The following is a 20,674-nucleotide window of genomic DNA, read 5'->3' as shown; positions in this document are numbered from 1 at the left end:
GGGGGAAGCGGCGTGCCGGACCGTATAATTCCGGCATGATGTCGCTGACCTCCTTCTTCATTCCCGTCTCCGAGCAGATGAACCAGCCGCAGCACCTGCTGCTGTCGCGGCTGTTCTGGCTGCGCTGGGCCATGGTGGCGGGCGAGCTGCTGGTGCTGGCCGGGGCACATGCCTGGCTGCATATCGCCTTGCCCTTGCCGGCGCTGCTGGCCTTGATCGGCCTGCAGGCCATCATCAACGCGGCCACCTGGCTGCGCATGCGCTGGGCGCGGCCGGCCGAGCAGGCCGAACTGTTCATGCAATTGCTGCTGGATGTGACGGTATTGACGGCGCTGCTGTATTTTTCGGGCGGCTCGACCAATCCCTTCGTTTCCTTCTACCTGCCGGCACTGGCAGCAGGCGCTGCCACGCTGGCCTGGCCCTATGCCTTGCTGCTGGCCCTGTGTGCGCTGGGCTGCTATTCGGGGCTGGTGTACTTTTACCAGCCGCTGCACATCCACGACCACGGGCAGGCGATGGCCTATCACCTGGCCGGGATGTGGATCAACTTCTCGATCTCGGCCTTGCTCATCACCTGGTTCGTCAGCCGCATCGCAGCGGCCGTGCGCTTGCGCGACGGCCAGCTGGCACAGGCGCGCGAGCGCCAGCTGCAGAGCCATCGCATCGTCGCCCTCGGCACCCAGGCTGCCGGTGCCGCCCATGCGCTCAATACACCGCTGTCCACGGTAGCAGTGATCGCTGGCGAAATGCGCCGCGACATGGCCAGCAATCCCGCGCTGGCGGCCTATGAGGAAGACGTGCGGGTGGTCGAGGAACAGATCGCCGTCTGCAAGGCCGCATTGGAGAACATGCGGCTCGACGCCGATGCCCAGTTGCGCAATGAAGACAGCGCGCCCATCACGCCCTGGCTCACCAGCCTGCTGGAAGGCTGGCGCCTGCGCCATCCGGCCGTGCTGCTGGCGGCGGAGGTACATCAGCCGGGCTGGCGGGCCAGCCAGTTGCAGGACTTGTCGCAGATCCTGCTGACCTTGCTGGACAATGCAGCCCATGCCGTGCGCGGCCTCGGCCACCAAGGCGAAATCCGCATCCGCCTGGCACCGGCCGAGGCGGGCGAGGGCGGATCTGCCGCCTCCGGCAAGCCGGGGCGCACCATGGCGATCATCGAGGTCTCCGACAATGGCGCCGGCATCAGCCCGGAACTGTTGCAGCGCCTGGGCCACGGGCCGGTGGCCAGCAGTTCGGGCGGCTCGGGCATCGGCCTGATGCTGGCCTCGGCCAGCGCCACCCACCTGGGCGGCAAGCTGAAGCTGCGCTCGTCGCCGGGCCAGGGCACGGTCGCGCAGTTGCGCTTCCCCCTGGTGTGAACCGCCATCCTTCATTCTTCTGGTTTTACGGATATCCCCATGAGTGCCGCCTTCCTGATCCTCGATGACAATGACGTCTTTGCCAGCACGCTGGCACGTTCGCTGGCACGGCGCGGCTTTCGTGCCGTCGTCGCCCACACCGGCGAAGAGGCGCTGGAGGCCGCGCGCCGCGAGCGTTTCGACTACGTCACCATCGACCTGCAGCTGGAAAAGGATTCCGGCCTGCAATGGGTCGGGCCGCTGCGCCAGGCGTTGCCGGAGGCGCGCCTGCTGGTGCTGACCGGCTATGCCAGCATCGCCACCACGGTGCAGGCCATCAAGTCCGGCGCAGATAACTACCTGGCCAAGCCGGCCAATGTGGATTCCATCCTGTCGGCGCTGTCGTACGTGGCCGAAGGCGAGGCAGTCGATGAGCCCGTATTGCCGGTGGAAGAGGCATCGCCACTGTCGCTGGAACGACTGGAATGGGAGCACATCCAGCGCGTACTGGCCGAGCACGAAGGCAATATTTCCTCCACCGCACGGGCGCTGAACATGCACCGCCGCACCCTGCAGCGCAAGCTGGCCAAGCGGCCGGTAGCACGCTGAGCCGACATCGCGGGGCTCTGTAACGAAAGGTAAGCGCCCGGCAAGCAGGGGCGACAGCCTGTCGGCATGGCTTTACAATAGCGGCCATGTATATCGATTCCCATTGCCACATCAATTTTCCCGACCTGGCGGCGCGCTTGCCCGAGATCTTCGGCAAGATGGCCGACAACCAGGTCAGCCATGCCCTGTGCGTCTCGGTGGACCTGCCGGATTTCCCGCAGGTGCTGGCCCTGGCCGAGCAATATCCCAACGTCTACGCCTCGGTCGGCGTGCATCCGGATTACGAAGACACCCCCGAGCCGACGCTCGATGAGCTGATCCGCCTGGCGGACCATCCGCGCATCGTGGCCATCGGTGAAACCGGGCTGGATTACTACCGCCTTCAGGGTGACCTGGAATGGCAGCGCGAGCGTTTCCGTACCCATATCCGCGCCTCGCGGGCCACTGGCAAGCCGCTCATCATCCATACCCGTTCTGCGTCGGAAGACACCATCCGCATCCTGCAGGAAGAGGGCGCCAGCCCGCAGGCGGGCGGTGTGGCCGGGGTCATGCATTGCTTCACGGAATCACAGGCGGTGGCCGATGCGGCCATTGAACTGGGTTTCTACATTTCCTTCTCCGGCATCGTCACCTTCAAGTCGGCCAAGGACTTGCAGCAAGTCGCCCGCACCATTCCGCTGGAGCGCATGCTGATCGAAACCGATTCGCCCTACCTGGCACCGGTTCCGTTCCGGGGCAAGACCAACGAGCCAGGTTACGTGCGCCATGTCGGTGAATTCATCGCCGACCTGCGCGGCATCAGCGCGGCCGAAGTGGCGCGCCAGACCTCTGACAATTTCTTCAAGCTGTTCGGAATCAAGCCATGACCCTGCTGGAAAAGCTGCGCGCCCGCTTCGGCGGCATCGGCCGTATCGTCCTTTATACCTCGCTGCTGTTGCCGGGGGCCGCCCGCGCGGGTGCGTATGAAGATTATTTCCAGGCCATCCGCATGGACAATGTCTATTTCCTCAAGCAGCTGATGCAGCGGGGCATGGGGCCCAACCTGATCGAGCCCAAGCGCGGCTATACCGGCCTGATGCTGGCCATCCGCGAAGATTCGATGAAGGCTTTCGACGTGCTGGTCAATGCGCCCGATGTGAACCTGGAAGCCCAGGCCACCAACGGTGACACGCCGCTGATGCTGGCCTCCTTCTACGGCAATATCCCTGTGGTGAAGCTGTTGCTGGCGCGCGAGGTCGAGGTCAACCGTCCCGGCTGGACCGCCCTGCATTACGCCGCCATCAATGGCAGCTCCGAGATCGTCAAGCTGCTGCTGGATGCCTCGGCCTATGTCGATGCCGAATCCCCCGATGACAAAATGACGCCCGTCATGCTGGCCGCCATGCGCGGCCGCGTTGCGGCAGTGGAAGTGCTGCGCGACAACGGCGCTGACCTCACGCTCAAGAACAAGGATGGCTTGACTGCCATGGACCTGGCCCGCCGCTACGGGCAGGAGGGCGTGATCGACGTGCTCAACGTCAAACCGCGCCAGTAAGCCGCACATTCGGTCCCGCAAAAGGAAACGTCCCGGCCACCTCACGGTGGACCGGGACGTTTTACATGGTCGGCTGCTTCAGCGCACCAGAATCTGCGGACCGACGTCCTTGATGTCCTTGGTACCGGTCAGTGCCATGCTGACGTCGAGTTCCTTGCGCATGATTTCCAGCATCTGCGACACGCCATCGCCGCCCATGGCGCCGAGGCTGTAGAGGAAGGCACGGCCGATCATGGTGCCGCGTGCACCCAGGGCGACCGCCTTCAACACATCCTGGCCGGAGCGGATGCCGCCGTCGAACCAGACTTCGATCTGGTCGCCGACGGCTTCGGCGATGGCGGGCAGGGCTTCGATGGAGGACATGGCGCCATCGAGCTGGCGGCCACCGTGGTTGGAGACCACGATGGCATCGGCACCGCTTTGCACGGCCAGTTTGGCATCTTCCACATCGAGGATGCCCTTCAGAATCAGCTTGCCGCCCCATTGCTGCTTGATCCAGGCGACATCTTCCCAGTTCAGGGTCGGGTCGAACTGGCTGGCGGTCCACTTGGACAGTGTCTGCACGCCGCCGGCACCTTCACCGCCCTTGATGTGGCCGGCCAGGTTGCCGAAGGTCTTGCGGCCGCCCAGTGCACGCAGCGCCCAGCCGGGCTTGCTGGCCAGGTCGAGCAGGGTGTCGAGGGTCAGCTTGGGGGGCACGGACATGCCATTTTTCAGGTCCTTGTGGCGCTGGCCGAGGATCTGCAGGTCCAGCGTCAGCACCAGGGCCGAGCACTTGGCGGCCTTGGCGCGGTCGATCAGGGACTGCACGAAGCCACGGTCGCGCATCACGTAGAGCTGGAACCAGAAGGGTTTCGTGGTCACGCTGGCCACGTCCTCGATGGAGCAGATGCTCATCGTGGAGAGGGTGAAGGGGATGCCGAATTTCTCGGCCGCGATGGCACCCAGCATCTCGCCATTGGCCCATTGCATGCCGGTCAGGCCGGTCGGGGCGATGGCCACCGGCATGGTCACGTCGTGGCCGATCATGGTGCTGCGGGTGCTGCGCTCATCGACATTGATGGCAACGCGCTGGCGCAGCTTCACGGCGGCCAGATCCTTGGTGTTGGCGCGATAGGTGCTCTCGGTGTAGGAGCCGCTGTCGGCGTAATCGTAGAACGCCTTGGGAACGCGCTTCTTGGCCAGCAGGCGGAAGTCTTCGACACAGGTCATGACCGGCATGGTGTTTTCTCCGTTGTTATGGTGGGCGGCCAGGGCCGCCTTGTGTTGGGCTTGCAGACACGAACCGGAATCGGGCTGCGGACAAAAGGACTGCAGAATGCCCGTTATGCTAGTGCATACCTGCCGCGCTTGGGGTGAATCCCTTTGCCGCCATCCATGAAAATTTTACGGTCAGGCCGCCAGCAGCCGCGCAGCTGCCATCCCGCTGCGCACCGCGCCTTCCAGGGTGGCAGGGTAATCGCCCGCCACGTAATCGCCGGCCAGTGCCAGTCCGGCGGGCATGCCGGTATTGTCGGGCCGCTGCAGGCCGGGTGTGCAGGCAAAGGTGGCGCGCTTTTCGGTGATGACGCGGCTCCAGCCGGGCGTGGCGAGGGCCGCTTCGCCGAAGTCGCTGGCCAGTTGGCGTGTGATGCCTGCCGTCAGTGCCGCGTGGCCCTCGGCAATGGCCTGGCCGGCAGCGCTGACGACGACGGCCAGCAAGCCTGCCTCACCGCTCAGTTGTCCCCGATCAAAGACGAACTGGCCCCAGGCCTGGCGCTGCGGATCATCGGCCAGCGCCAGGAAGGGAGCCGGCAGGCGCACGCCAGACGGGTATTGCAGGTAGCAGGTGGTGATCGGTTCGTGGTCCAGCGCCTGCAGCAGCGCCGTGTCATGCAGGCCTTCCAGCAACTGGGCGGCGGCGTCGGGGCCGGTGGCCAGCACCACCCCGGCGAATTCGCCCAGGCTTTCAGCGGCGCGGTCTTCCAGCCGCCAGCTGCCCTCGTCATTGCCCGGCAGCAGGCGTGCCACGGCCACGCCTGCCTGCACCAGACCGCCGCGCTTGCCCAGATAGGCCGCGGCGGCATCGGGCAGCAATGCGCCCAGGTCAACGCGGGGGAGCAGCATGTCGGAGGCGGCGCGGCGCGCGCCCAGGCTGTCACGCAGCACGTTCAGGAAGACTTGCGCCGAAGCCCGTTCCGGCGCGGTATTGAGCGCGGCGATGCACAGCGGACGCCACATCAGGCGGATCAGGCGCGCGGTCTGCTCATAACGTTCCAGCAGCTCGGCCACGCTGCAATCCTGATGCAGCTGCCAGCCCATCCAGCGCGCCGTGGTGGAAAAGCGCGCCAGCGCCATCTTGTCTTCGCGTTGCAATCCCTTGGCCCGCAGCAGCGCCACGGCCACATGCCAGGGGGCCGGCAGGCGGGGTGCCACGAAATCCATGCCCTCGGCCCCCGTGGCCAGCGGATAGCGCATCTGCAAGGGCAGGCGCAGCAAGGCGCTGGCCGGATCGACGCCGACCTGCTTCATCAGTGCCAATGTGGAGCGATAGGCCCCCAGCAGGATGTGCTGGCCATTGTCGAGCGTGCGTTCGTCCAGTTCTACCCGGCGCGCGCGGCCGCCCAGCGTACGGGCAGCTTCGAACAGGCTCACGCGATGGCCGCCGGCAGCCAGCGCCACGGCAGCAGCGCACCCGGCCCAGCCGGCACCGATGACGGCGTAGTGACGCGGGGCGTTCATCGGGAGAATGCCCGGTCAGCCGAAGACATAGGTCTTCCAGGCCAGCCAGAGCTTGCGGATGGGGGTGAGTGAGATGCGCTGGTTGAGCACGTGGTAGCCGTCTCGCGTGATCTCGTCCAGCAGGGTGCGATAGATGGCGGCCATCATCAGGCCGGGGCGCTGGGCGCGGCGGTCCTCCTTGGGCAGCAGGGCGAAGGCTTCGTCATAGACCGCCTGGGCGCGCTCGACCTGGAACTTCATCAGTGCCTCGAAGCGCTCGCTGTGGCGGGCGTTGAGGATGTCGGCGGCGGTGACGTTGAATTGCTGCAATTCATTGACGGGCAGGTAGATGCGGCCCTTGCGGCCATCCTCGCCGACATCGCGGATGATGTTGGTGAGCTGGAAGGCCAGCCCCAGCTTTTCGGCAAAGAGCAGGGTGCCGGGCTGGGTATGGCCGAAGATGCTGGCCGAGAGCACCCCGACCACCCCGGCCACGTGCCAGCAGTAGCGCTGCAGGCCGGGATAGTCGAGGTAGCGGGTCTGGTCCAGGTCCATTTCCATGCCATCGATGATGGCCTGCAGGTGTTCTCCCTTGAGCTGGTAGGTCGCCACGTGCGGATGCAGGGCCTTGGTGACCGGGTGCGTGGGCTGGCCTTCGAGCATGGCTGCGATTTCCTTGCGCCACCACATGAGCTTGGTGCGGGCCACCATGGCGTCCTCGATTTCATCGACGGTGTCGTCGACCTCGCGGCAAAAGGCGTACAGCGCCGTGATCGCCAGCCGGCGTTGCGGCGGCAGGAACAGGAAGCTGTAATAAAAACTGGAACCGCTGGCGGCGGCCTTCTGCTGGCAGTATTCGTCTGGAGACATGGATGCGTGGCGGGCGGTTGAAGCATGGGGCAGGCAGCCTGACGGCCCCCTGCGGCAAAGGCGCTATGCTAGCCGAGTGCGCCCGGCAGGGCAAATGCCGGCTGCCGTTGACCTGGCCTTGAAACGGGGCCTGAAACCCGTCTATTGCGGCCCCCGGCGTTGTCCATTAAGCTCGGGTCAAGCGCATCCCGGAAAAACAAATTCACATGACATCAAATCCGGATGAATTCTGCCGTTAATCTAACCAGACGTGGCGCTGCAGCGGTCAACCCCGCTTGCAGCGCGGCACATCGGCAACCCCGGCCATCGACGATGGCCCCCTGGAGGCTGGAGACAATATGGACAGACTGGAAATCTTTCGCAACATCGCTTCGCAGGCTGGTCGCGGCGAGCTGGTATTCCCGGCCAACGTCAGCGCCTCGCTGAAGCTGCAAAAGGCCCTGGCCGACCCGGACTGCCATCTGGAGCTGGCTGCCAAGCTGGTGATGGCCGAGCCGCTGGTGTCGGCGCGTACCGTGGCCATTGCCAATTCGGCGGCCTACAACCGTTCCGGCGGCGAGATCAACAACGTGCGGGCGGCCGTGATGCGGCTGGGCTTCCGCACCCTGAACACCATCACGACGTCGGTGATCGTGCGCCAGTTGGGGCGGACCATCAACAATCCCGGCATGCGCATCAAGTCGGCCCAGCTGTGGGAGCACTGCGCCCACGTGGCGGCCACCGCCTATGTGCTGACCTCCAAGCTGACCAAGGCCGATCCGGAAACGGCGATGTTTGCCGGCATCGTGCATGAAGTGGGTGGCTTCTACCTGCTCTCACGCACGGATGACTTCCCCGGGCTGCTCGACGGCGGTACTGAGGACTGGATGGAATACGGAGAGAAGATGATCGGCCGTGCCGTGCTCAAGAAGCTGGGCGTGCCGCAGCCGGTGGTCGATGCCATCGAATCCCTGTGGCATGGCGTGCGGGTGCTGCCGCCGCAGACCATCGGCGACGTGCTGCTGCTGGCCAAGGAACTGTCGCCGGTGCCCTCGCCGCTGCAACGCACCGTGGTGGCCGAGGCCGGCATCGGTGGCGAGAACCTGGTGGATGATTACATCGGGGACCGTTCGCTGCGCGAGATGCTGGATGATTCCGAAGAACAGATCCGCACCCTGACCGCTGCCTTGCTGGTCTGAACCAGTACGCGACCGCTTCTTCTTGAAGCCCTGCCCGGCCAATGTGCCGGGCGGGGCTTTTTCATTGCGGCTGCGGCTTATCGGGTCAGGCCGCGCCAGCCGACGAGGAGCCAGTCCGGCTTGCCCAGCTTGGGGCGCTGGCGGAAGACATCGCCTTGCACCGCCTCGATGCGCTCCAGGATGCGCAGCCCGCCTTGCACCACCATGCGCAGTTCCAGCCCGATACGGCCCGGCAGGCGGCGCGCCAGCGGGGCACCGGAAAGCATCAATGCACGCGCCCGCGTGACCTCGAACTGCATCAGCTGTTGCCAGCGCTGGTCGCTGCAGGCTTGGGCGATGTCGTTTTCACTGACGCCGAAGTGCTCCAGGTCTTCCAGCGGCAGGTAGATGCGCGCCTTTTGCCAGTCGATGGCCACATCTTGCCAGAAGTTGATGAGCTGCAAGGCACTGCAGATGGCATCCGAATCCCGGAGGTTTTCTTCATTTGCCGCACCGTACAGGTGAAGCATCAGAGTTCCTACCGGGTTCGCAGACCGGCGGCAGTAGTCCAGCAGGTCCGCATAGCGGGGGTAACGGGTGGTCACCACATCCTGGCGGAAGGCCGAGAGCAGGTCGCGGAAGGGTTGCAGGGGCAGGGCGTGATCGGCGATGGTCTGCTGCAGACGCGGGAAGACGGGATGCGTGCAGGGCAACTGCTGCTCGATCAGGTCGAGCTGCGCGTCGTAGGCATGCAGCGCGGCCAGTCGTTCTTCAGGGCGGGCGTCGCCTTCATCGGCGATGTCGTCGGCGCTGCGGGCAAAGGCGTAGATGGCGGTGACTGCCGGCCGCAGGCGGGCCGGCAGCAACAGCGAGGCCACGGGGAAGTTCTCGTAGTGATCGACGGCCATGGGGCACGTGACTCAGTCGAACTTGTCCTTGAGCAGCGCCTCGATGGTGGCGATGCGGGTTTCGACCGTCTCCAGCAGGGCCTTGGGCATGGTGCCGCCGGCATTCAACTGCGCGGCCAGCGAGCGGGCAATGCCCATGGCGCCTTCGGTGAACTGCTTGCCATCCTTGGACAGCACGGCCGCTGCCGTGAAGAGGGTGGAGAACAGGATCTGGTCAGCGGTATTGTTCTCGATGAACTTGTTGAGCAAGGCGTTGTGGCTTTGCTTGAGTGCGTCGAATTCTTCCTGGGTGGGCATGGCGGGTCCTCGCGGGATGGCGCGGCTGGGGCAGGATAGGCTCCTGCAGCAGCCAGCAAAGGCGCGGATTGTAGCAGTTCAGCACGCCGCTGCGGGCAGGCGAGGCGCAATCAGCCCAGCGTGCGTGGATCGCAGCAAAAAAGCCTTCAAGTGAAGTTTTCTCCGGCAGCCCCTTGCCGTCGCCCGTCGGGGGCCGCCGCCTTGGGGGCTGGTGAAGCAAATTGCAAAAAAACAGAAGCCGGCGGCGAGGTCTTGATTCGCCACCGGCTTGCCTGGTGCCAGCCGCTCAATCCGGACTGGCTCCAATCGGCCCCATCGTCAATGGCTGCGGGCTTGCTGGTGATGGGTGGCGGTGCGATATCCGGTTTGACGTTGACCGGCGTTTGGATGGGCGACGGCTTGGCTGCTGCCGGTTTGGTGGGGCTGGCCAAGGGCGGCGCGACGACGGGCTTGCTCGCAATGGCTGGCGGCCTGGTGGCCGGTGGCGTGGTGGCGGGCTTTTCCGGTGGATCGAAGAGCTTGATGTCGGGCGAGATCGGCGCAAAGACGATCTTGGTGCCGGTGCCGGTCTTGATCTGGACGAAGCGCTTGTCGATGCGAGTGATGACCGGATGCGAAAGCGACGATGCTGCCTTGGGTTGATCCTGCGAGGTGGTGGTTGACACGGGTTCCCTTTCAATTACGCCGGTAAAGGCGAAGGCGTTCGGAGAGAGTCTGCGCATGCTGCGTCTTTCCCCGGGGACGTGTTGCTTGCAATGCCGCGTGGCCCGGACGCTGGCCGGAAGTGCCAGCGCCGGGATGGCACGGTGCCGCAAGCTTGCTATATGAATTTTGTTGTCCCGGGGCGATTCAATCGGATTGAAATGCTTCGGTAAATCGCACAAAAGTGCCGTTGGCCGCTTGACAAGAACTGACCACAAGAGAAATGCCAACGTGAGGGGACTGATGGTCGTTCAAAGCGGTGGCGGTGAGGACTGGAAGCGGGGGAGGCGGGAAGGGGGCATGATATTTTTTTTCATGCCGGTGCGGCCTGTGACGAAGGGTCGGCAGTGGCCGGGTGCCACGAGGGTGAGCCGTTGCAGGCGCGTTTTGCTGCTCAAAGGAGTTAGGTCGGTGAAGCAAGGGTGGGCTTCACGGCGTATCAATGGCCCGGAGACGGTTCGATACTGTAATGCGTCTTGCGCCTATTTACGCCCTCTTGATTCTGGCATTTTCTTGTTGAGATCGAATTTGGTCGACGATGCTGTGCGACGAGGCAGTGCATAGTTGGATTCTCTTTTTGGGCTCTACGGCGAGACGTCAATATCTCTTCATTCAGGCAGCGATTAATCCGCCCCCGGCTCGCTCTGAGTCAGGAGAAAACCCCTTGAGAGGGTAGGTAAGTGCCAGACGATTCAGTTGACTTTGTGCATCTGAAATGCAATCGATTCGCCCCTTTCTTCCTGATGAAGCCCAGGTAAATGGCGGGATTAATGGCGCAGAGTCAGCCTGTCGGCTCGCCCAGGCCCTGGTGAACGTGTTGAGTTTGCAATCCAGCGCGACAAGCCGATGAGCCTGTCGCGCATTTGGTCGCTTCTTGTTGTGGTGATCCGGACTCGCCACCCCCCCGAAGCCCGGCCCGCTGAATGGCGGTCCGGTTCCCCTCCTGAAGTCGGCAAATCCAACAGCATTTTAGGAATTCTCAGGGACATTGGCACTAGTCCAGATGGACTGTGTATTTCCGGCTCATCGCGGCGCCATGCCCAGCCGCAACGGGTTCGGTCCCAAGCCGATGACTTCAGCGATATTGAGCAGCAGCATGGGCGGGTACAAGTCCAGACTCTGCGCGGTGCGCATGTTGATCAGCAGCGAGAAGCGCTGCAGGGTGGAGGCTGGTATGCGTTGTGCAGGGATATGCTGTACCAGAATCTGCAAGGCCTTGGCCGCAGCGTAACGCCCGGTGTTGGCCCCGTTGGAAAACAATCCGAACATGCAGCCGGAGCGCCGCACGATGCTCTCGGTGGCGCAGAACGTGGGCAGGCGGGCCTGCAGCGCCGCCCCGGTGACCAGATCCCGGTGGGTGAAGGCCAGTAACGTACTGGGGCCGATGTACAGGAAATCCACCTTGCGTTCGGCCATGCGGCGGATCAGAGCCGGCAGGGCCTGGACATCGGGTTCGCCGCGGGCATCGAGCGGAATGTCGGCGCTTTCCACCTCGAATTTCTGCTGCGCTGCCAGTTGCTGCAACTGGGCGCGGACCAGCGCGGAATTGGGTTCGGCCGGATTGTGCAGGTAGCCCAGCCGACTGAACGGGCGATATGAGCGTATCGCATTGAGCTGCACCGGCAGCGGCGCTACGTGACTCACGCCGGTGACGTTGCTCTCATGGTGATCCAGTGAGCGCATCAGTCCGGCTCCGACCGGATCGGTCACCTCCGTAAAGACGATGGGAATGTCGCGAATGGCGTCGCCCGCCGGGCCATCGACCTTGCCAGCCAGTGCCAGGGTGGTGGGCGTGCCCCAGGAATAGATCAGGTCGGGATGCGCATCGCGCACTTCCTGGCGCAAGCGGCCGGCATCCTCGGCTCTGCCGCTGAAGCGAATGGGGATGTAATGCACCGACAGGCCCTGATGCTGCAGATAAGCCTTGAAGGCTTCCTCGATATTCTGTTCCTCGCGCGGCAGGACCATGGCAATGGTCACCGTCGCGATATTGCGCGCCTCCACCGGTTGGTCCCGGGGAGTCGGCATCTGGGCCATGGCCAGCGTCGCATTGCAGAGAAAAAGCGCACACAGCAAGCGGGTCATCCCGGCCGACGTGAAAGCAAAGAAGGCATGCATGGAACAATTCCTTGGTATAAGCACGTGATTCATCAAGAGCGAGCGCTGATCGCCAGCGGCGCAGAGGGTCGCAGCCCCAGCCAGACTCCGAGCGCGCCCAGCGCCAGCAACACGCCCACGGCCGCTACCGCCCCCTCCAGGCCCAGCAGCGCGATCGCCAATGCGGTCACGAAGGGGGCGATGATACTGCCACCCCGTTCGATCAGGCGGAAGGCCGCCAGCGCCTGCTCAGGCGTGGCGGCCTGAACGGAGGCCTCCTTGCGCTCGAACAGCTCGGTCACCAGCGTGATCTGGGGCGAGGACTGGACCGCCTGACCCACACCCAGCAAGGCGCAGCAAAGCGCCAGTCCGCCGATGCCCTGGATGGCCGGCAACTGCAGGCAGGCCACAGCAGCCACGAGGCAACCGGCCACAATGAACGGTTTGCGCTGCCCTAGCAGGTCAGACCAGTGCGCCATCAACGAGGCGGTTGCGGCAAAGCACAGGAAATACATCAACATCACCCGGCCGGCGGCATCGGCTGACAGCTCCAGCTGCCTGACGTACAGCGGTGCCACCACCACCAGGACGGTCACAGCCACCAGCCTGGCCGGCAGTGCCGACCCCAGGATCACGCACATGGCCCGCCAGTTGTGGAGGACCGCCAGGTAGCCACGCCAGGTGGGTGCCGTGGTGGTTACCGGAGTCTCAGCATCCCGGGCGGTGCACGACAGGCGCAGGCGCGATGCCACCACCAGGGCGCCGATCATCGCCAGCGCGCAGGCCAGCAAGGCGTGGGCGTCGCCGATACGGCCTGACAGCATGCCGCCGAACGGAGGGCCGACGATGCCGGCGGCGACGATGGCCGCAGCTACCTCCGCCAGACTGCGGGCGCGTTGGGCTGGAGGCGCATGGCGCACGATGGCGGTCTGCACCAGGATCAATCCCAGGCCGTAGGCTGCGCCGCTGACCGAGCGCAACAATACCAGCGCGCCAACATCGTGGGTGAAGGCCGTTCCGACCAGCGCCAGGGCGCCTGCCGGTGCAGCGAGCATGAGCATGCGGCGCAGGTCGAAACGTTGTGCCAGCATGGGGCCGATGATCTGCGACAAGGCCAGCATGCTCATGAAGGCCACCACCGGAAGACCGGCCAGCATGGCCGGTGACAGCCATGCAGAAGACGTTTGCATCTCACTTGCGAAAGCGGTGAAGAAGGGACGCAGCAATTCATCCGACAGCGCAATCAGGAACACCGCCAGCCGTAGCCGCGTCAGCTGGACGCCGAAATCCGTGCCGCCGCTGTCGATCTCGCCGTGGACGTGGCCCGAGGCGGCGATGGAGAGTTCAGCCTTGCATTTCTTGCGTGCCTCTTCGACGGTCTTCGACGAGGGCTTGCGTCCCCGCAGGCCATCAATCCACCACCAGACGCGGGCAATGCGATAGTCCAGCAAAGGATGCAGCAGCGAACGGCGCCACAGCCCTCGGGTGAGCTCACGCAGCAGCACCACGCTGATGACCACGGCCAGTACCAGGTCCAGCAGCATTGCGCCCAGTGCGCGATCCACGTAGTTGTGCGAATAGGCGGCCACGATGCGGGCGCTGCTGCCGCCAACCGGGGCGCTGCGCTCGGTCATGATGTCATCCGGATGGCTGGTGCCGGCATGCGCCAGTTCCTGGCCGTCGGGGCCGCGCAGGGCCAGCCAGGACAGCTCGCGCGCCACCGCCAGTCGATCCGCGAACAGGGCTGGCAGCCCGTTGAGCGACTGCAGTGGCACGCCCAGCTGCAGCGCGCGCTGGACCTGGCCGGCCACGCTGGCTGCCACCATGTCGGCGCTGGATTCGATCTGTGCACTGACATAGGGGCGGGCGGCTTCACGAGCGATCCAGATCATCGCCGGAGAAGCCAGCAACAGGGCCGCCAGCATCAGCGGCGCGGCGCGGCGCGCGCGCCGGCTACCGGCCGTGCCGGTGTGGCCGGTGACCAGCCAGATGCTGCGCCTGGCCCAGCCATGCATGGCCAGGTAGAGAACCAGGCAGGACAGCACCGCCAGCGGCAAGGCCTTCAGGACCACCGCCTGGGCTGCGCTGCGCGCCTGGATGCGCAGCGCCTCGGGGCTCGCGACCAGCCACAGGCTGGCTACCGGGCTACCGGTCGGATCGAACAGAGTGGCACCGCTGATCGTGTGCGCCGGCAGGTGACGCAGTTCACTGGCCGCGCTGCGTCCCCCGCTCATCAGGCGCTGGATCCAGCGTGGATCAATCAGCCGGCGCAGGGCACGGTCGCCCGATTCCGCCACGGCCTCGCCGGTACGAGTTTCGACGAAGGCCAGCAAGATGCCCGGATCGTCCTGGCGCAAGCGCTCCAGACGCTCCTGGTAGAACTGCAGGTCGCCAGCATCGATCCCCAGCCGCATGGCGCCTTCGCCTTCCTCGACCAGCTGGCGCACGATGCGATCGGTCCTGTCCTGGGCCAGCGTCGTCAACATCTGCTCGACCCGCCAGATGATCAGTACCAGTGTCAGGCAGAACAGCAAGCCGCAGAACAAGCCTGAAAACTGCATCGCCTGGCGACGCAGTTTTTTTCGCATTGAGTGCGCTTGAACTGAAGTATCCAACTCTTGCTTTCCCATGTTAGACTCCAACCACATTCAGTTTTACCTTCCCCCTCCTCGCGCCGAAGACTGAGTATTTCCCTACGCTTGTCTAGGAGATTCAGACTTGTATTCGACGCAATATTCCATGATGTCCACGCAGATGTCTGTCGGCGGTTTCGCCGGCCGGTCGGAGCTGCACAGCCGTTTGCTCTTGCGGGATGACCTGCCGGCTCTCAAGGCGCTGCGTGATGAAGTGCTGGCGGCGTTGCCCGATCCCGATTGCTATGTGCGCGAATCCGATGAGCACACTTTCCTGCTGCAACACCTCGGTGCACATGGTGCCACCATCGGCATCTTCCATGAGGGCAGCCTTGTGGCCTATGCCATGTTGGCCTTGCCGCACCCGGAGGATCCCGCCAACCTGGGTGCGGTGATCGGCCTGCCGCCGCGCGATCGGATGGAGGTGGCTCACCTGGCAAGCTGCATGGTGCGCGAGGGATGGCGTGGCATCGGCTTGCAGCGGGCGCTGCTGGCTGCCCGCCTGGCCTTGGCGCGCGGCTATGGCCGCAACGTCTGCATGGGCATGGTCTCGCTTCGCAATCATTCCAGCCGTCACAACATGCTGCGCTCGGGCATGCACATTGCCTGGGCCGGCGACATCGATGGCTTGCAACGACAGCTCACCCTCATCGACATGCGGCGCAGGCCCGTCGTCGTCGCCAGCGACGAGCGCCTGATCGGCAGCGACAACCTGAGCGGCCAGCAGCAGGCGCTTGCCGCCGGCTACATCGGCGTAGGGGAACAACGTTCGCTGCGCGAGGCGCACCTGCGCTTCCAGCGCCGCTTGCCGGGCCATCTGCCGTTCTGAGGCCGAGGGCGCCAGGGGCGGCGGGGCGGGAGTATTCATGCGCCACCCCGGTAGCGCACCATCATGCAAGTAATGTCATCGGCTTGCGGTCCGCCAGCCTCGAAGTCCTTGATGCGCTCGACAACGTGTCGGGTAATCTGGTCTACCGGCCGTCCGGTCGCCTGTTTCAGCTCTTCGATGAGCCGCTGCTCGCCAAACAGCTGTTGATCAGGATCGGTGGCTTCGGTAATGCCGTCGGTATAGAGGAACAGGCCATCGCCCGGCGCAAGCTGTACCGTTCCCTGCTCGAAATACATGTCCGTCTCCACTGCCAGGGCAATGCCTCGGGTCGCGGGAGGATGTCCGGCGCACCCGTCCGCACGCAGCAGGTAGGGAGGGTTATGCCCGGCGTTGATGTAGTGCATGCTGCCATCACGAGTGTCGAGGATGGCGTAGAAGAGGGTCACGAACATCATCTCTTCATTGTCTGCTGCCAGCAGATCGTTGACGCGCGCGATGCAGGCCGCTGCGCTGCTCGTATACGGCGCAATGGCACGTAGCAACGTGCGTGACACGGCCATGAAGAATGCCGCAGGCACGCCCTTTCCGGAAACGTCGGCAATCACCAGGGCAGTGCGATGGGCGTCGAGGTCGAAGAAGTCATAGAAATCGCCGCCGACTTCCTTGGCCGGAATCATCATGGCGTGCAGCGACAAGGCCGGATTGGCGGCGAATTGCCGGGGCAGGATGGATAACTGCATCTTGCTGGCGATTTCGAGTTCTTGTTGCAGCGCGATGAACTGGGTCTTGGCTTGCAAGGCCTCGCGGAGCTGGTTTACCAGGCGGTCCAGTTCCTGGTATTGCTCGCCGACGCGGCTCACCAAGTTCTGGAAACCCAGTGCCAGCACGCCGAATTCGTCAGCGATGCGCCCGGCGCGCTCATCGGTTCCGGAATCGCTGGTCGCATCCGGGCGCCGGCCGTGCTCGATGCGGTGCAGGTCCTCCAGGATGCCGCGGCGGGCGGCTTCATCAAGGCGCTCGGCCAGCTGCATCATCTGGCGCCGGATGAAACGCGCCTGACGCTTGCCCTGGCGCTCGCGGGAACGGCGAAGCGTTTCGAGGGCATCGATCTTGCCGGCAATACGCTGCATCATGCCGTGCCATAGCCGTACCTGGCGAACGCCCTGCAAGGGCGCCTGGACATCGGTGTCACCATCGGCCAGTCTTTCCAGCTGCCGTGTCGCCTGTCCGAGCAACACGAACGGGCTGCGCACGTAGAGCAGCAAGGCCAGCAGGGCCGATGCCGCCAGTGCTGCCCACAGCAGGATCGCCAGGTCTTCGTCCGGTTCCAGCCGGGGCGCCTGCGGAAGCATGGCCAACAAGGTGCCCAGCGCATGCCCGCTGGGTGCATTCAGGGCCAGGCTCACCAGGACTGCGGCCTGATTGCCATCGCGCATGAAATTGCTGCGATCGTGGGCGCGCCATAGACTGGTCAGTGACGCATAGGCGTCCAGTACCGGCTGGCCGCGCAGGTCGGCCACCGCCACCTGCAGACTGCTTGCGCCGTCGTCCCCGGCTGCCAAGCGAGTGGCCAGCAGGCGTTCGCGCAGGCGGCCCAGACTCTTTTCCAGCGGGCGGGTGGCCACCAGCAGCAGGGCGTGTCCCTCGACCTCGATGCGCCTGACGGCACCGCTCTGATAATCGCGCACACCGTTTTGCCAGATGCCGTACAGGCCATCGGTGGCGCCCCGCAGCAAGGGCAAGGTCAGCACAGGAATGGTGGTGGCTTCGCGCGACTGGCCGGCGGCGGCATGCAGCGAGCCGTCCAGCTCCAGCACGGCCAGCGCCAGCCCGGGTCGGGTACTGTGCCGTATCACCGTCTCCAGGACATCGTCAGGGCTCTTGTCGCGTAGCAGCCGCTGGCCGGCCTCTGCGGTCAGCAGCGGTGCCAGATCCTGGTCGAGCTGGTTACGGTCTTCATCGAGCACAGCTTGCCAGGACTGCAGCAGCAGTTGTGAGCCGCTTTCCAGGAGCCTGCGCTGATCCGCCTGCTGGTATTGTCGGTGCAGCCCATAGGCGCAGGTCAGCAGGGTCAGCACACACATCAGTGTGACCAGTAGCGCACGGTGCTGAGCATTCGCACCGCGAGCGGTGGACTGCGCGGCCTCCTGATGGGAGGGCGGACGGCGCGCCAACAGCGGGCGCGCCAAGTTATCCAGGGTCTCGACGATGGCGGGGTTGAAATGCGCCGCGCGGACTTCCTCCAGCTTGAGCAGCAACGCATCGTTACGGCGCCGCAGCGTATGCAGGTATCCCGCCAGGGCCGCCTGATATTGCGAAGCCGGATCGCGTACCGGTACATCGCTCAGGTGCGACAACTTCCCGCCGGCCAGTGCCAGGGTGCACTGGTGCGACAGCGCCAAGGGCGACTGCAGGCGCCAGCGGACCAGTTGCAACAGGCTGAGGGTCGCCAGTGCGGCCAGGACGACGGCTGCCGACAGCGACCACCACCAGCCGTAGAGCGGCAGGGGGGGAGCTTTGCTGCCCACGTGCAACCAGCCGGCCAGCGCGCCGTCGGGGGTCTTGATTGGCAAGGTTTCGATGTAACTGAAACTGCCGCGCGCCATGCCATGTGCCGCCGTGGTTTGGGCGGAAGCCGCGCCCAGCTCGCGCAGCACGGTCGCATCGCCGCCAAGCCTGGCCAGGATATTGCCCTGGGCATCGGTCAGCACCAGCAGGTCCAGCATGGGATTGTCGCGCGCCAGTCCATTGAACCAGGCATCGACGCCGACCAGGCGGGCGATGGGAATGCGATAGGCCAGGGCCCGTTCCAGATCGCCGACCAAGGTGCGGCCAATCAGGCGCGAGCTTTGCTTCAATTCGGGAGCCGCCAGATCGGCGGCTGCGCGGTGGGCCATCCATCCCAGGCCGGCGACCAGCGCCATCAAGGCCGCCAGCATCAGCAAGGACCAGCTCAGCCAAAGCCTGCGCAAGGGGCGGGGCAGCATCAGCTCGCCTCCAGGTTGTCGAGCCGATCGGCTTCGCGGTCGACCTGCGCCAGCGCTTGCTGCAAGGCGTGGCCTTGCACGATGGCATCGGCCAACGGACCGCACAAGGCATCGTTGTGCGCCGTACCCTCGCCGGCGAGGGCGGCGGTCTGCGCTTGCAGATCCCGCTCCAGCGGGCGCAACAGCAGCCACGCCAGCAGGCCGACACCGCACAGCAGCGTCGCGCCCAATCCCAGCAACATCGGCCAATAGCGCGTCAGTTGATTGAGCAGGCTGCTGCGGTCCGGCAGGCCGTAGCGCAGGGCCACTCCCCCGGCGACCTGATCGAAGCCGGTGATGACCGAACCGCACAGCAGGCGGCCCTCTTCATCCTCCGCCCCCCAGTTGGCTGCAGTCGCGCTCAGACAGGACTGGCGCCAGGACACCGGGATGTTGGCACCCACGCCACCGCCATCGGTACTGAAAACAATATGCCCCTGGGCGTCGAAGACGTCGATGGAACGAATGACCACCTCGTAGGCGCGCACCTGCTCTATGAGATGCTGCATGCCGGTCTGCTCGGGCAGTTGCAGCCCGACCTGCAGTCCGGATTCGAGCTGGCGCTTGATGGTGTTGAGATTGAATTGGAATCGTGCCTCGCGCAGGACAGCACTGCGTTGTTCCAGCGCCTCGCGCCAGGCCAGTACACCGGCCACGCTGCCCACGAGCAGCACCAGTGCCAGCAACATGACGAAAAAACGGTTCAGCGTGAGCGTGAACATCCAGAGGCGCTTCAGCGAGTTCATGCCAGGTCGGCTCCCTCGTCAACGCCTGATGCGCTGGATGTGAACGGACCGACGCAAGCACACGCCTCACTCGAAGTGCATGACGCGACGGCTGCGTTTGCCCAGCTGTTTTTCCCGCCCCTTGATATTTTCACGGCCATCCCCCCGTACTGAGCGCCCTTGCCGGTCAGATGCCGGCTGCGTCGATCAATCCGCGCGCTATTGTAGATGGAAATGAGCGGCCTCGGTGACGGAAAACCGCCGTTGCGCGCCAGCAGGCGCGTTGGCGCAGGGCCCGAGAGTCACGTCCGGCTGACGCAATTGCCGGGGTGTGAGACATCCTTGTGTTTCAACTGTAACCGAAACGGTGCGGGCGTGAAATGTGCCGGTAACGAAAGCGCCCCAGAATGATTTCCATGCCCAGGGCGCTGAAGAAGGACTGGGCAGGGGCAGGCAAATGATGGCGTGTGGGGCTGAGGGGCCTTGCCGCCGGAGCGGGCCCCATGAATGGATCTGCCCATTACGCTATCAACAGCGAACCAACCGACTCTCTACATAAAGGAAATCATCATGCCGATGCCATGCTACCTGATCCTCGAAGGCCAGAACCAGGGCAAGATCGAAGGCTCGACCAAAGTGAAGGGTCACGAAGGCAAGATCCTGGTGCAAGCCGTGGATCACACCATCGAGATCCCGAAGAGCCCGCAGACCGGGCTGCCGACCGGCAAGCGCGTGCACCTGCCGATGACGCTGACCAAGGAAATCGACAAGTCCTCGCCCAAGCTGTTCCAGGCGCTGACTTCGGGCGAGCAGATGAAGGATGTGACGCTGGAGTACTACCGCATCTCGCCCAAGGGCACGGAAGAGAAGTACTACACGGTCAAGCTGTCCAACGCCATCCTGACCAACATGCGTGCCTGGACGCCGAACTGCCTGACGCCGACCAATCAGCAGATGGGTCACATGGAAGACATCTCCTTCACCTACGAGAAGATCACCTGGACCTTCGATCCGGACGGTATCGAGGCAGAAGACTCCTGGCTCGCTCCGAAGTCCTGAGTGCCTGGGGTAAACCAGTAGCGCCGGCTCTGCCAGCAGGCAGGGCTGGCGCTGTTGTTATCTGCCCCATGTGGGAAGGCTTCGATGAACGAGAAAAGAATGCTCAATGGAGTTTGTCGGCACAGCTGAGATGATTTATCGGCATGTAGCCCCTGACTTTTGGCCATCTGCCGGACATTGATCAC

17 protein-coding genes are annotated in these 20,674 nt (G+C 64.5%); 7 read left to right on the top strand and 10 right to left on the bottom strand.

The window, feature by feature from the left end:
• The first annotated feature begins 35 nt into the window (after nucleotides 1-35).
• The 4 genes from J2X56_RS04700 to J2X56_RS04685 all read left to right on the top strand — a co-directional run bounded on the left by J2X56_RS04700 (nucleotide 36) and on the right by J2X56_RS04685 (nucleotide 3,486).
• Complete coding sequence (locus J2X56_RS04700) at nucleotides 36-1,364, top strand: ATP-binding protein (protein WP_310158517.1); 1,329 nt, start codon at nucleotides 36-38, stop codon at nucleotides 1,362-1,364.
• A gap of 39 nt (nucleotides 1,365-1,403) precedes the next feature.
• Complete coding sequence (locus J2X56_RS04695; RefSeq protein WP_121041455.1) at nucleotides 1,404-1,952, top strand: response regulator transcription factor; 549 nt, start codon at nucleotides 1,404-1,406, stop codon at nucleotides 1,950-1,952.
• An 86-nt stretch (nucleotides 1,953-2,038) separates the two neighbouring features.
• The gene (locus J2X56_RS04690; RefSeq protein WP_034331577.1) at nucleotides 2,039-2,818 is read left to right on the top strand and encodes a TatD family hydrolase; all 780 of its coding nucleotides are present in this window, start codon (nucleotides 2,039-2,041) and stop codon (nucleotides 2,816-2,818) included.
• A complete protein-coding gene (locus J2X56_RS04685; RefSeq protein WP_034331576.1) occupies nucleotides 2,815-3,486 on the top strand; it encodes an ankyrin repeat domain-containing protein in 672 nt (223 codons plus the stop codon). Before J2X56_RS04690 ends, J2X56_RS04685 begins: the two co-directional genes overlap by 4 nt.
• Nucleotides 3,487-3,564: 78 nt before the next feature.
• Here J2X56_RS04685 and J2X56_RS04680 read toward each other — a convergent pair whose 3' ends face one another.
• The 3 genes from J2X56_RS04680 to hpnD form a co-directional block, all read right to left on the bottom strand.
• A complete protein-coding gene (locus tag J2X56_RS04680; RefSeq protein ID WP_121041451.1) occupies nucleotides 3,565-4,707 on the bottom strand; it encodes an alpha-hydroxy acid oxidase in 1,143 nt (380 codons plus the stop codon).
• A 171-nt stretch (nucleotides 4,708-4,878) separates the two neighbouring features.
• Nucleotides 4,879-6,207 carry a hydroxysqualene dehydroxylase HpnE gene (hpnE, locus tag J2X56_RS04675; RefSeq protein ID WP_121041449.1) on the bottom strand — a complete coding sequence of 443 codons (1,329 nt, stop codon included), beginning with the start codon at nucleotides 6,205-6,207 and terminating at the stop codon, nucleotides 4,879-4,881.
• A gap of 15 nt (nucleotides 6,208-6,222) precedes the next feature.
• On the bottom strand, nucleotides 6,223-7,056 hold the full coding sequence (gene hpnD, locus J2X56_RS04670; RefSeq protein WP_034331572.1) for a presqualene diphosphate synthase HpnD: 834 nt from the start codon (nucleotides 7,054-7,056) through the stop codon (nucleotides 6,223-6,225).
• A gap of 338 nt (nucleotides 7,057-7,394) precedes the next feature.
• Between hpnD and J2X56_RS04665 the strand changes: the two genes are divergently transcribed.
• A complete protein-coding gene (locus tag J2X56_RS04665; protein ID WP_034331571.1) occupies nucleotides 7,395-8,234 on the top strand; it encodes an HDOD domain-containing protein in 840 nt (279 codons plus the stop codon).
• Between the two features lie 77 nt (nucleotides 8,235-8,311).
• Here J2X56_RS04665 and hpnC read toward each other — a convergent pair whose 3' ends face one another.
• The 5 genes from hpnC to J2X56_RS04640 form a co-directional block, all read right to left on the bottom strand.
• On the bottom strand, nucleotides 8,312-9,121 hold the full coding sequence (hpnC, locus tag J2X56_RS04660) for a squalene synthase HpnC (protein WP_204726512.1): 810 nt from the start codon (nucleotides 9,119-9,121) through the stop codon (nucleotides 8,312-8,314).
• Nucleotides 9,122-9,133: 12 nt separating this feature from the next.
• Nucleotides 9,134-9,418 (bottom strand): hypothetical protein, encoded by a 285-nt coding sequence (locus J2X56_RS04655; protein ID WP_006463927.1) that lies wholly within the window; start codon nucleotides 9,416-9,418, stop codon nucleotides 9,134-9,136.
• 146 nt (nucleotides 9,419-9,564) lie between these two features.
• Complete coding sequence (locus tag J2X56_RS04650) at nucleotides 9,565-10,140, bottom strand: hypothetical protein (protein WP_310158507.1); 576 nt, start codon at nucleotides 10,138-10,140, stop codon at nucleotides 9,565-9,567.
• A gap of 1,003 nt (nucleotides 10,141-11,143) precedes the next feature.
• Complete coding sequence (locus tag J2X56_RS04645; protein ID WP_158601255.1) at nucleotides 11,144-12,238, bottom strand: ABC transporter substrate-binding protein; 1,095 nt, start codon at nucleotides 12,236-12,238, stop codon at nucleotides 11,144-11,146.
• A gap of 32 nt (nucleotides 12,239-12,270) precedes the next feature.
• On the bottom strand, nucleotides 12,271-14,805 hold the full coding sequence (locus tag J2X56_RS04640) for an MFS transporter (RefSeq protein ID WP_209566693.1): 2,535 nt from the start codon (nucleotides 14,803-14,805) through the stop codon (nucleotides 12,271-12,273).
• Nucleotides 14,806-14,956: 151 nt separating this feature from the next.
• On the opposite strand from J2X56_RS04640, the gene J2X56_RS04635 reads away from it, so the two are divergent.
• Nucleotides 14,957-15,679: a GNAT family N-acetyltransferase gene (locus J2X56_RS04635; RefSeq protein ID WP_310158502.1), complete on the top strand. Its 723-nt coding sequence runs from the start codon at nucleotides 14,957-14,959 to the stop codon at nucleotides 15,677-15,679.
• Between the two features lie 35 nt (nucleotides 15,680-15,714).
• On the opposite strand, the gene J2X56_RS04630 is transcribed toward J2X56_RS04635, so the two are convergent.
• Both J2X56_RS04630 and J2X56_RS04625 read right to left on the bottom strand, forming a co-directional pair.
• A complete protein-coding gene (locus J2X56_RS04630; RefSeq protein WP_121041440.1) occupies nucleotides 15,715-18,666 on the bottom strand; it encodes a SpoIIE family protein phosphatase in 2,952 nt (983 codons plus the stop codon).
• The gene (locus J2X56_RS04625; protein ID WP_121041438.1) at nucleotides 18,666-19,451 is read right to left on the bottom strand and encodes a hypothetical protein; all 786 of its coding nucleotides are present in this window, start codon (nucleotides 19,449-19,451) and stop codon (nucleotides 18,666-18,668) included. Before J2X56_RS04625 ends, J2X56_RS04630 begins: the two co-directional genes overlap by 1 nt.
• A gap of 549 nt (nucleotides 19,452-20,000) precedes the next feature.
• Between J2X56_RS04625 and J2X56_RS04620 the strand changes: the two genes are divergently transcribed.
• Nucleotides 20,001-20,489, top strand: a complete 489-nt coding sequence (locus J2X56_RS04620; RefSeq protein ID WP_034331632.1) for an Hcp family type VI secretion system effector — start codon at nucleotides 20,001-20,003, stop codon at nucleotides 20,487-20,489.
• Nucleotides 20,490-20,674 lie beyond the last annotated feature (185 nt).

It is taken from the genome of Herbaspirillum sp. 1173, from assembly GCF_031455335.1.
In the GTDB taxonomy this organism is placed as follows: domain Bacteria; phylum Pseudomonadota; class Gammaproteobacteria; order Burkholderiales; family Burkholderiaceae_D; genus Herbaspirillum; species Herbaspirillum huttiense.
Note: the sequence above shows the minus strand (reverse complement) of the source record. Positions and strands in the feature narration are given on the sequence as shown.

Coding starts and splice junctions, on each gene's coding strand:
- J2X56_RS04700 (WP_310158517.1), top strand. CDS start 36: ATGATGTCGCTGACCTCCTTCTTCATTCCCGTCTCCGAGCAGATGAAC.
- J2X56_RS04695 (WP_121041455.1), top strand. CDS start 1,404: ATGAGTGCCGCCTTCCTGATCCTCGATGACAATGACGTCTTTGCCAGC.
- J2X56_RS04690 (WP_034331577.1), top strand. CDS start 2,039: ATGTATATCGATTCCCATTGCCACATCAATTTTCCCGACCTGGCGGCG.
- J2X56_RS04685 (WP_034331576.1), top strand. CDS start 2,815: ATGACCCTGCTGGAAAAGCTGCGCGCCCGCTTCGGCGGCATCGGCCGT.
- J2X56_RS04680 (WP_121041451.1), bottom strand. CDS start 4,707: ATGCCGGTCATGACCTGTGTCGAAGACTTCCGCCTGCTGGCCAAGAAG.
- hpnE (WP_121041449.1), bottom strand. CDS start 6,207: ATGAACGCCCCGCGTCACTACGCCGTCATCGGTGCCGGCTGGGCCGGG.
- hpnD (WP_034331572.1), bottom strand. CDS start 7,056: ATGTCTCCAGACGAATACTGCCAGCAGAAGGCCGCCGCCAGCGGTTCC.
- J2X56_RS04665 (WP_034331571.1), top strand. CDS start 7,395: ATGGACAGACTGGAAATCTTTCGCAACATCGCTTCGCAGGCTGGTCGC.
- hpnC (WP_204726512.1), bottom strand. CDS start 9,121: ATGGCCGTCGATCACTACGAGAACTTCCCCGTGGCCTCGCTGTTGCTG.
- J2X56_RS04655 (WP_006463927.1), bottom strand. CDS start 9,418: ATGCCCACCCAGGAAGAATTCGACGCACTCAAGCAAAGCCACAACGCC.
- J2X56_RS04650 (WP_310158507.1), bottom strand. CDS start 10,140: ATGCGCAGACTCTCTCCGAACGCCTTCGCCTTTACCGGCGTAATTGAA.
- J2X56_RS04645 (WP_158601255.1), bottom strand. CDS start 12,238: ATGCATGCCTTCTTTGCTTTCACGTCGGCCGGGATGACCCGCTTGCTG.
- J2X56_RS04640 (WP_209566693.1), bottom strand. CDS start 14,805: ATGCGAAAAAAACTGCGTCGCCAGGCGATGCAGTTTTCAGGCTTGTTC.
- J2X56_RS04635 (WP_310158502.1), top strand. CDS start 14,957: ATGATGTCCACGCAGATGTCTGTCGGCGGTTTCGCCGGCCGGTCGGAG.
- J2X56_RS04630 (WP_121041440.1), bottom strand. CDS start 18,666: ATGCTGCCCCGCCCCTTGCGCAGGCTTTGGCTGAGCTGGTCCTTGCTG.
- J2X56_RS04625 (WP_121041438.1), bottom strand. CDS start 19,451: ATGAACTCGCTGAAGCGCCTCTGGATGTTCACGCTCACGCTGAACCGT.
- J2X56_RS04620 (WP_034331632.1), top strand. CDS start 20,001: ATGCCGATGCCATGCTACCTGATCCTCGAAGGCCAGAACCAGGGCAAG.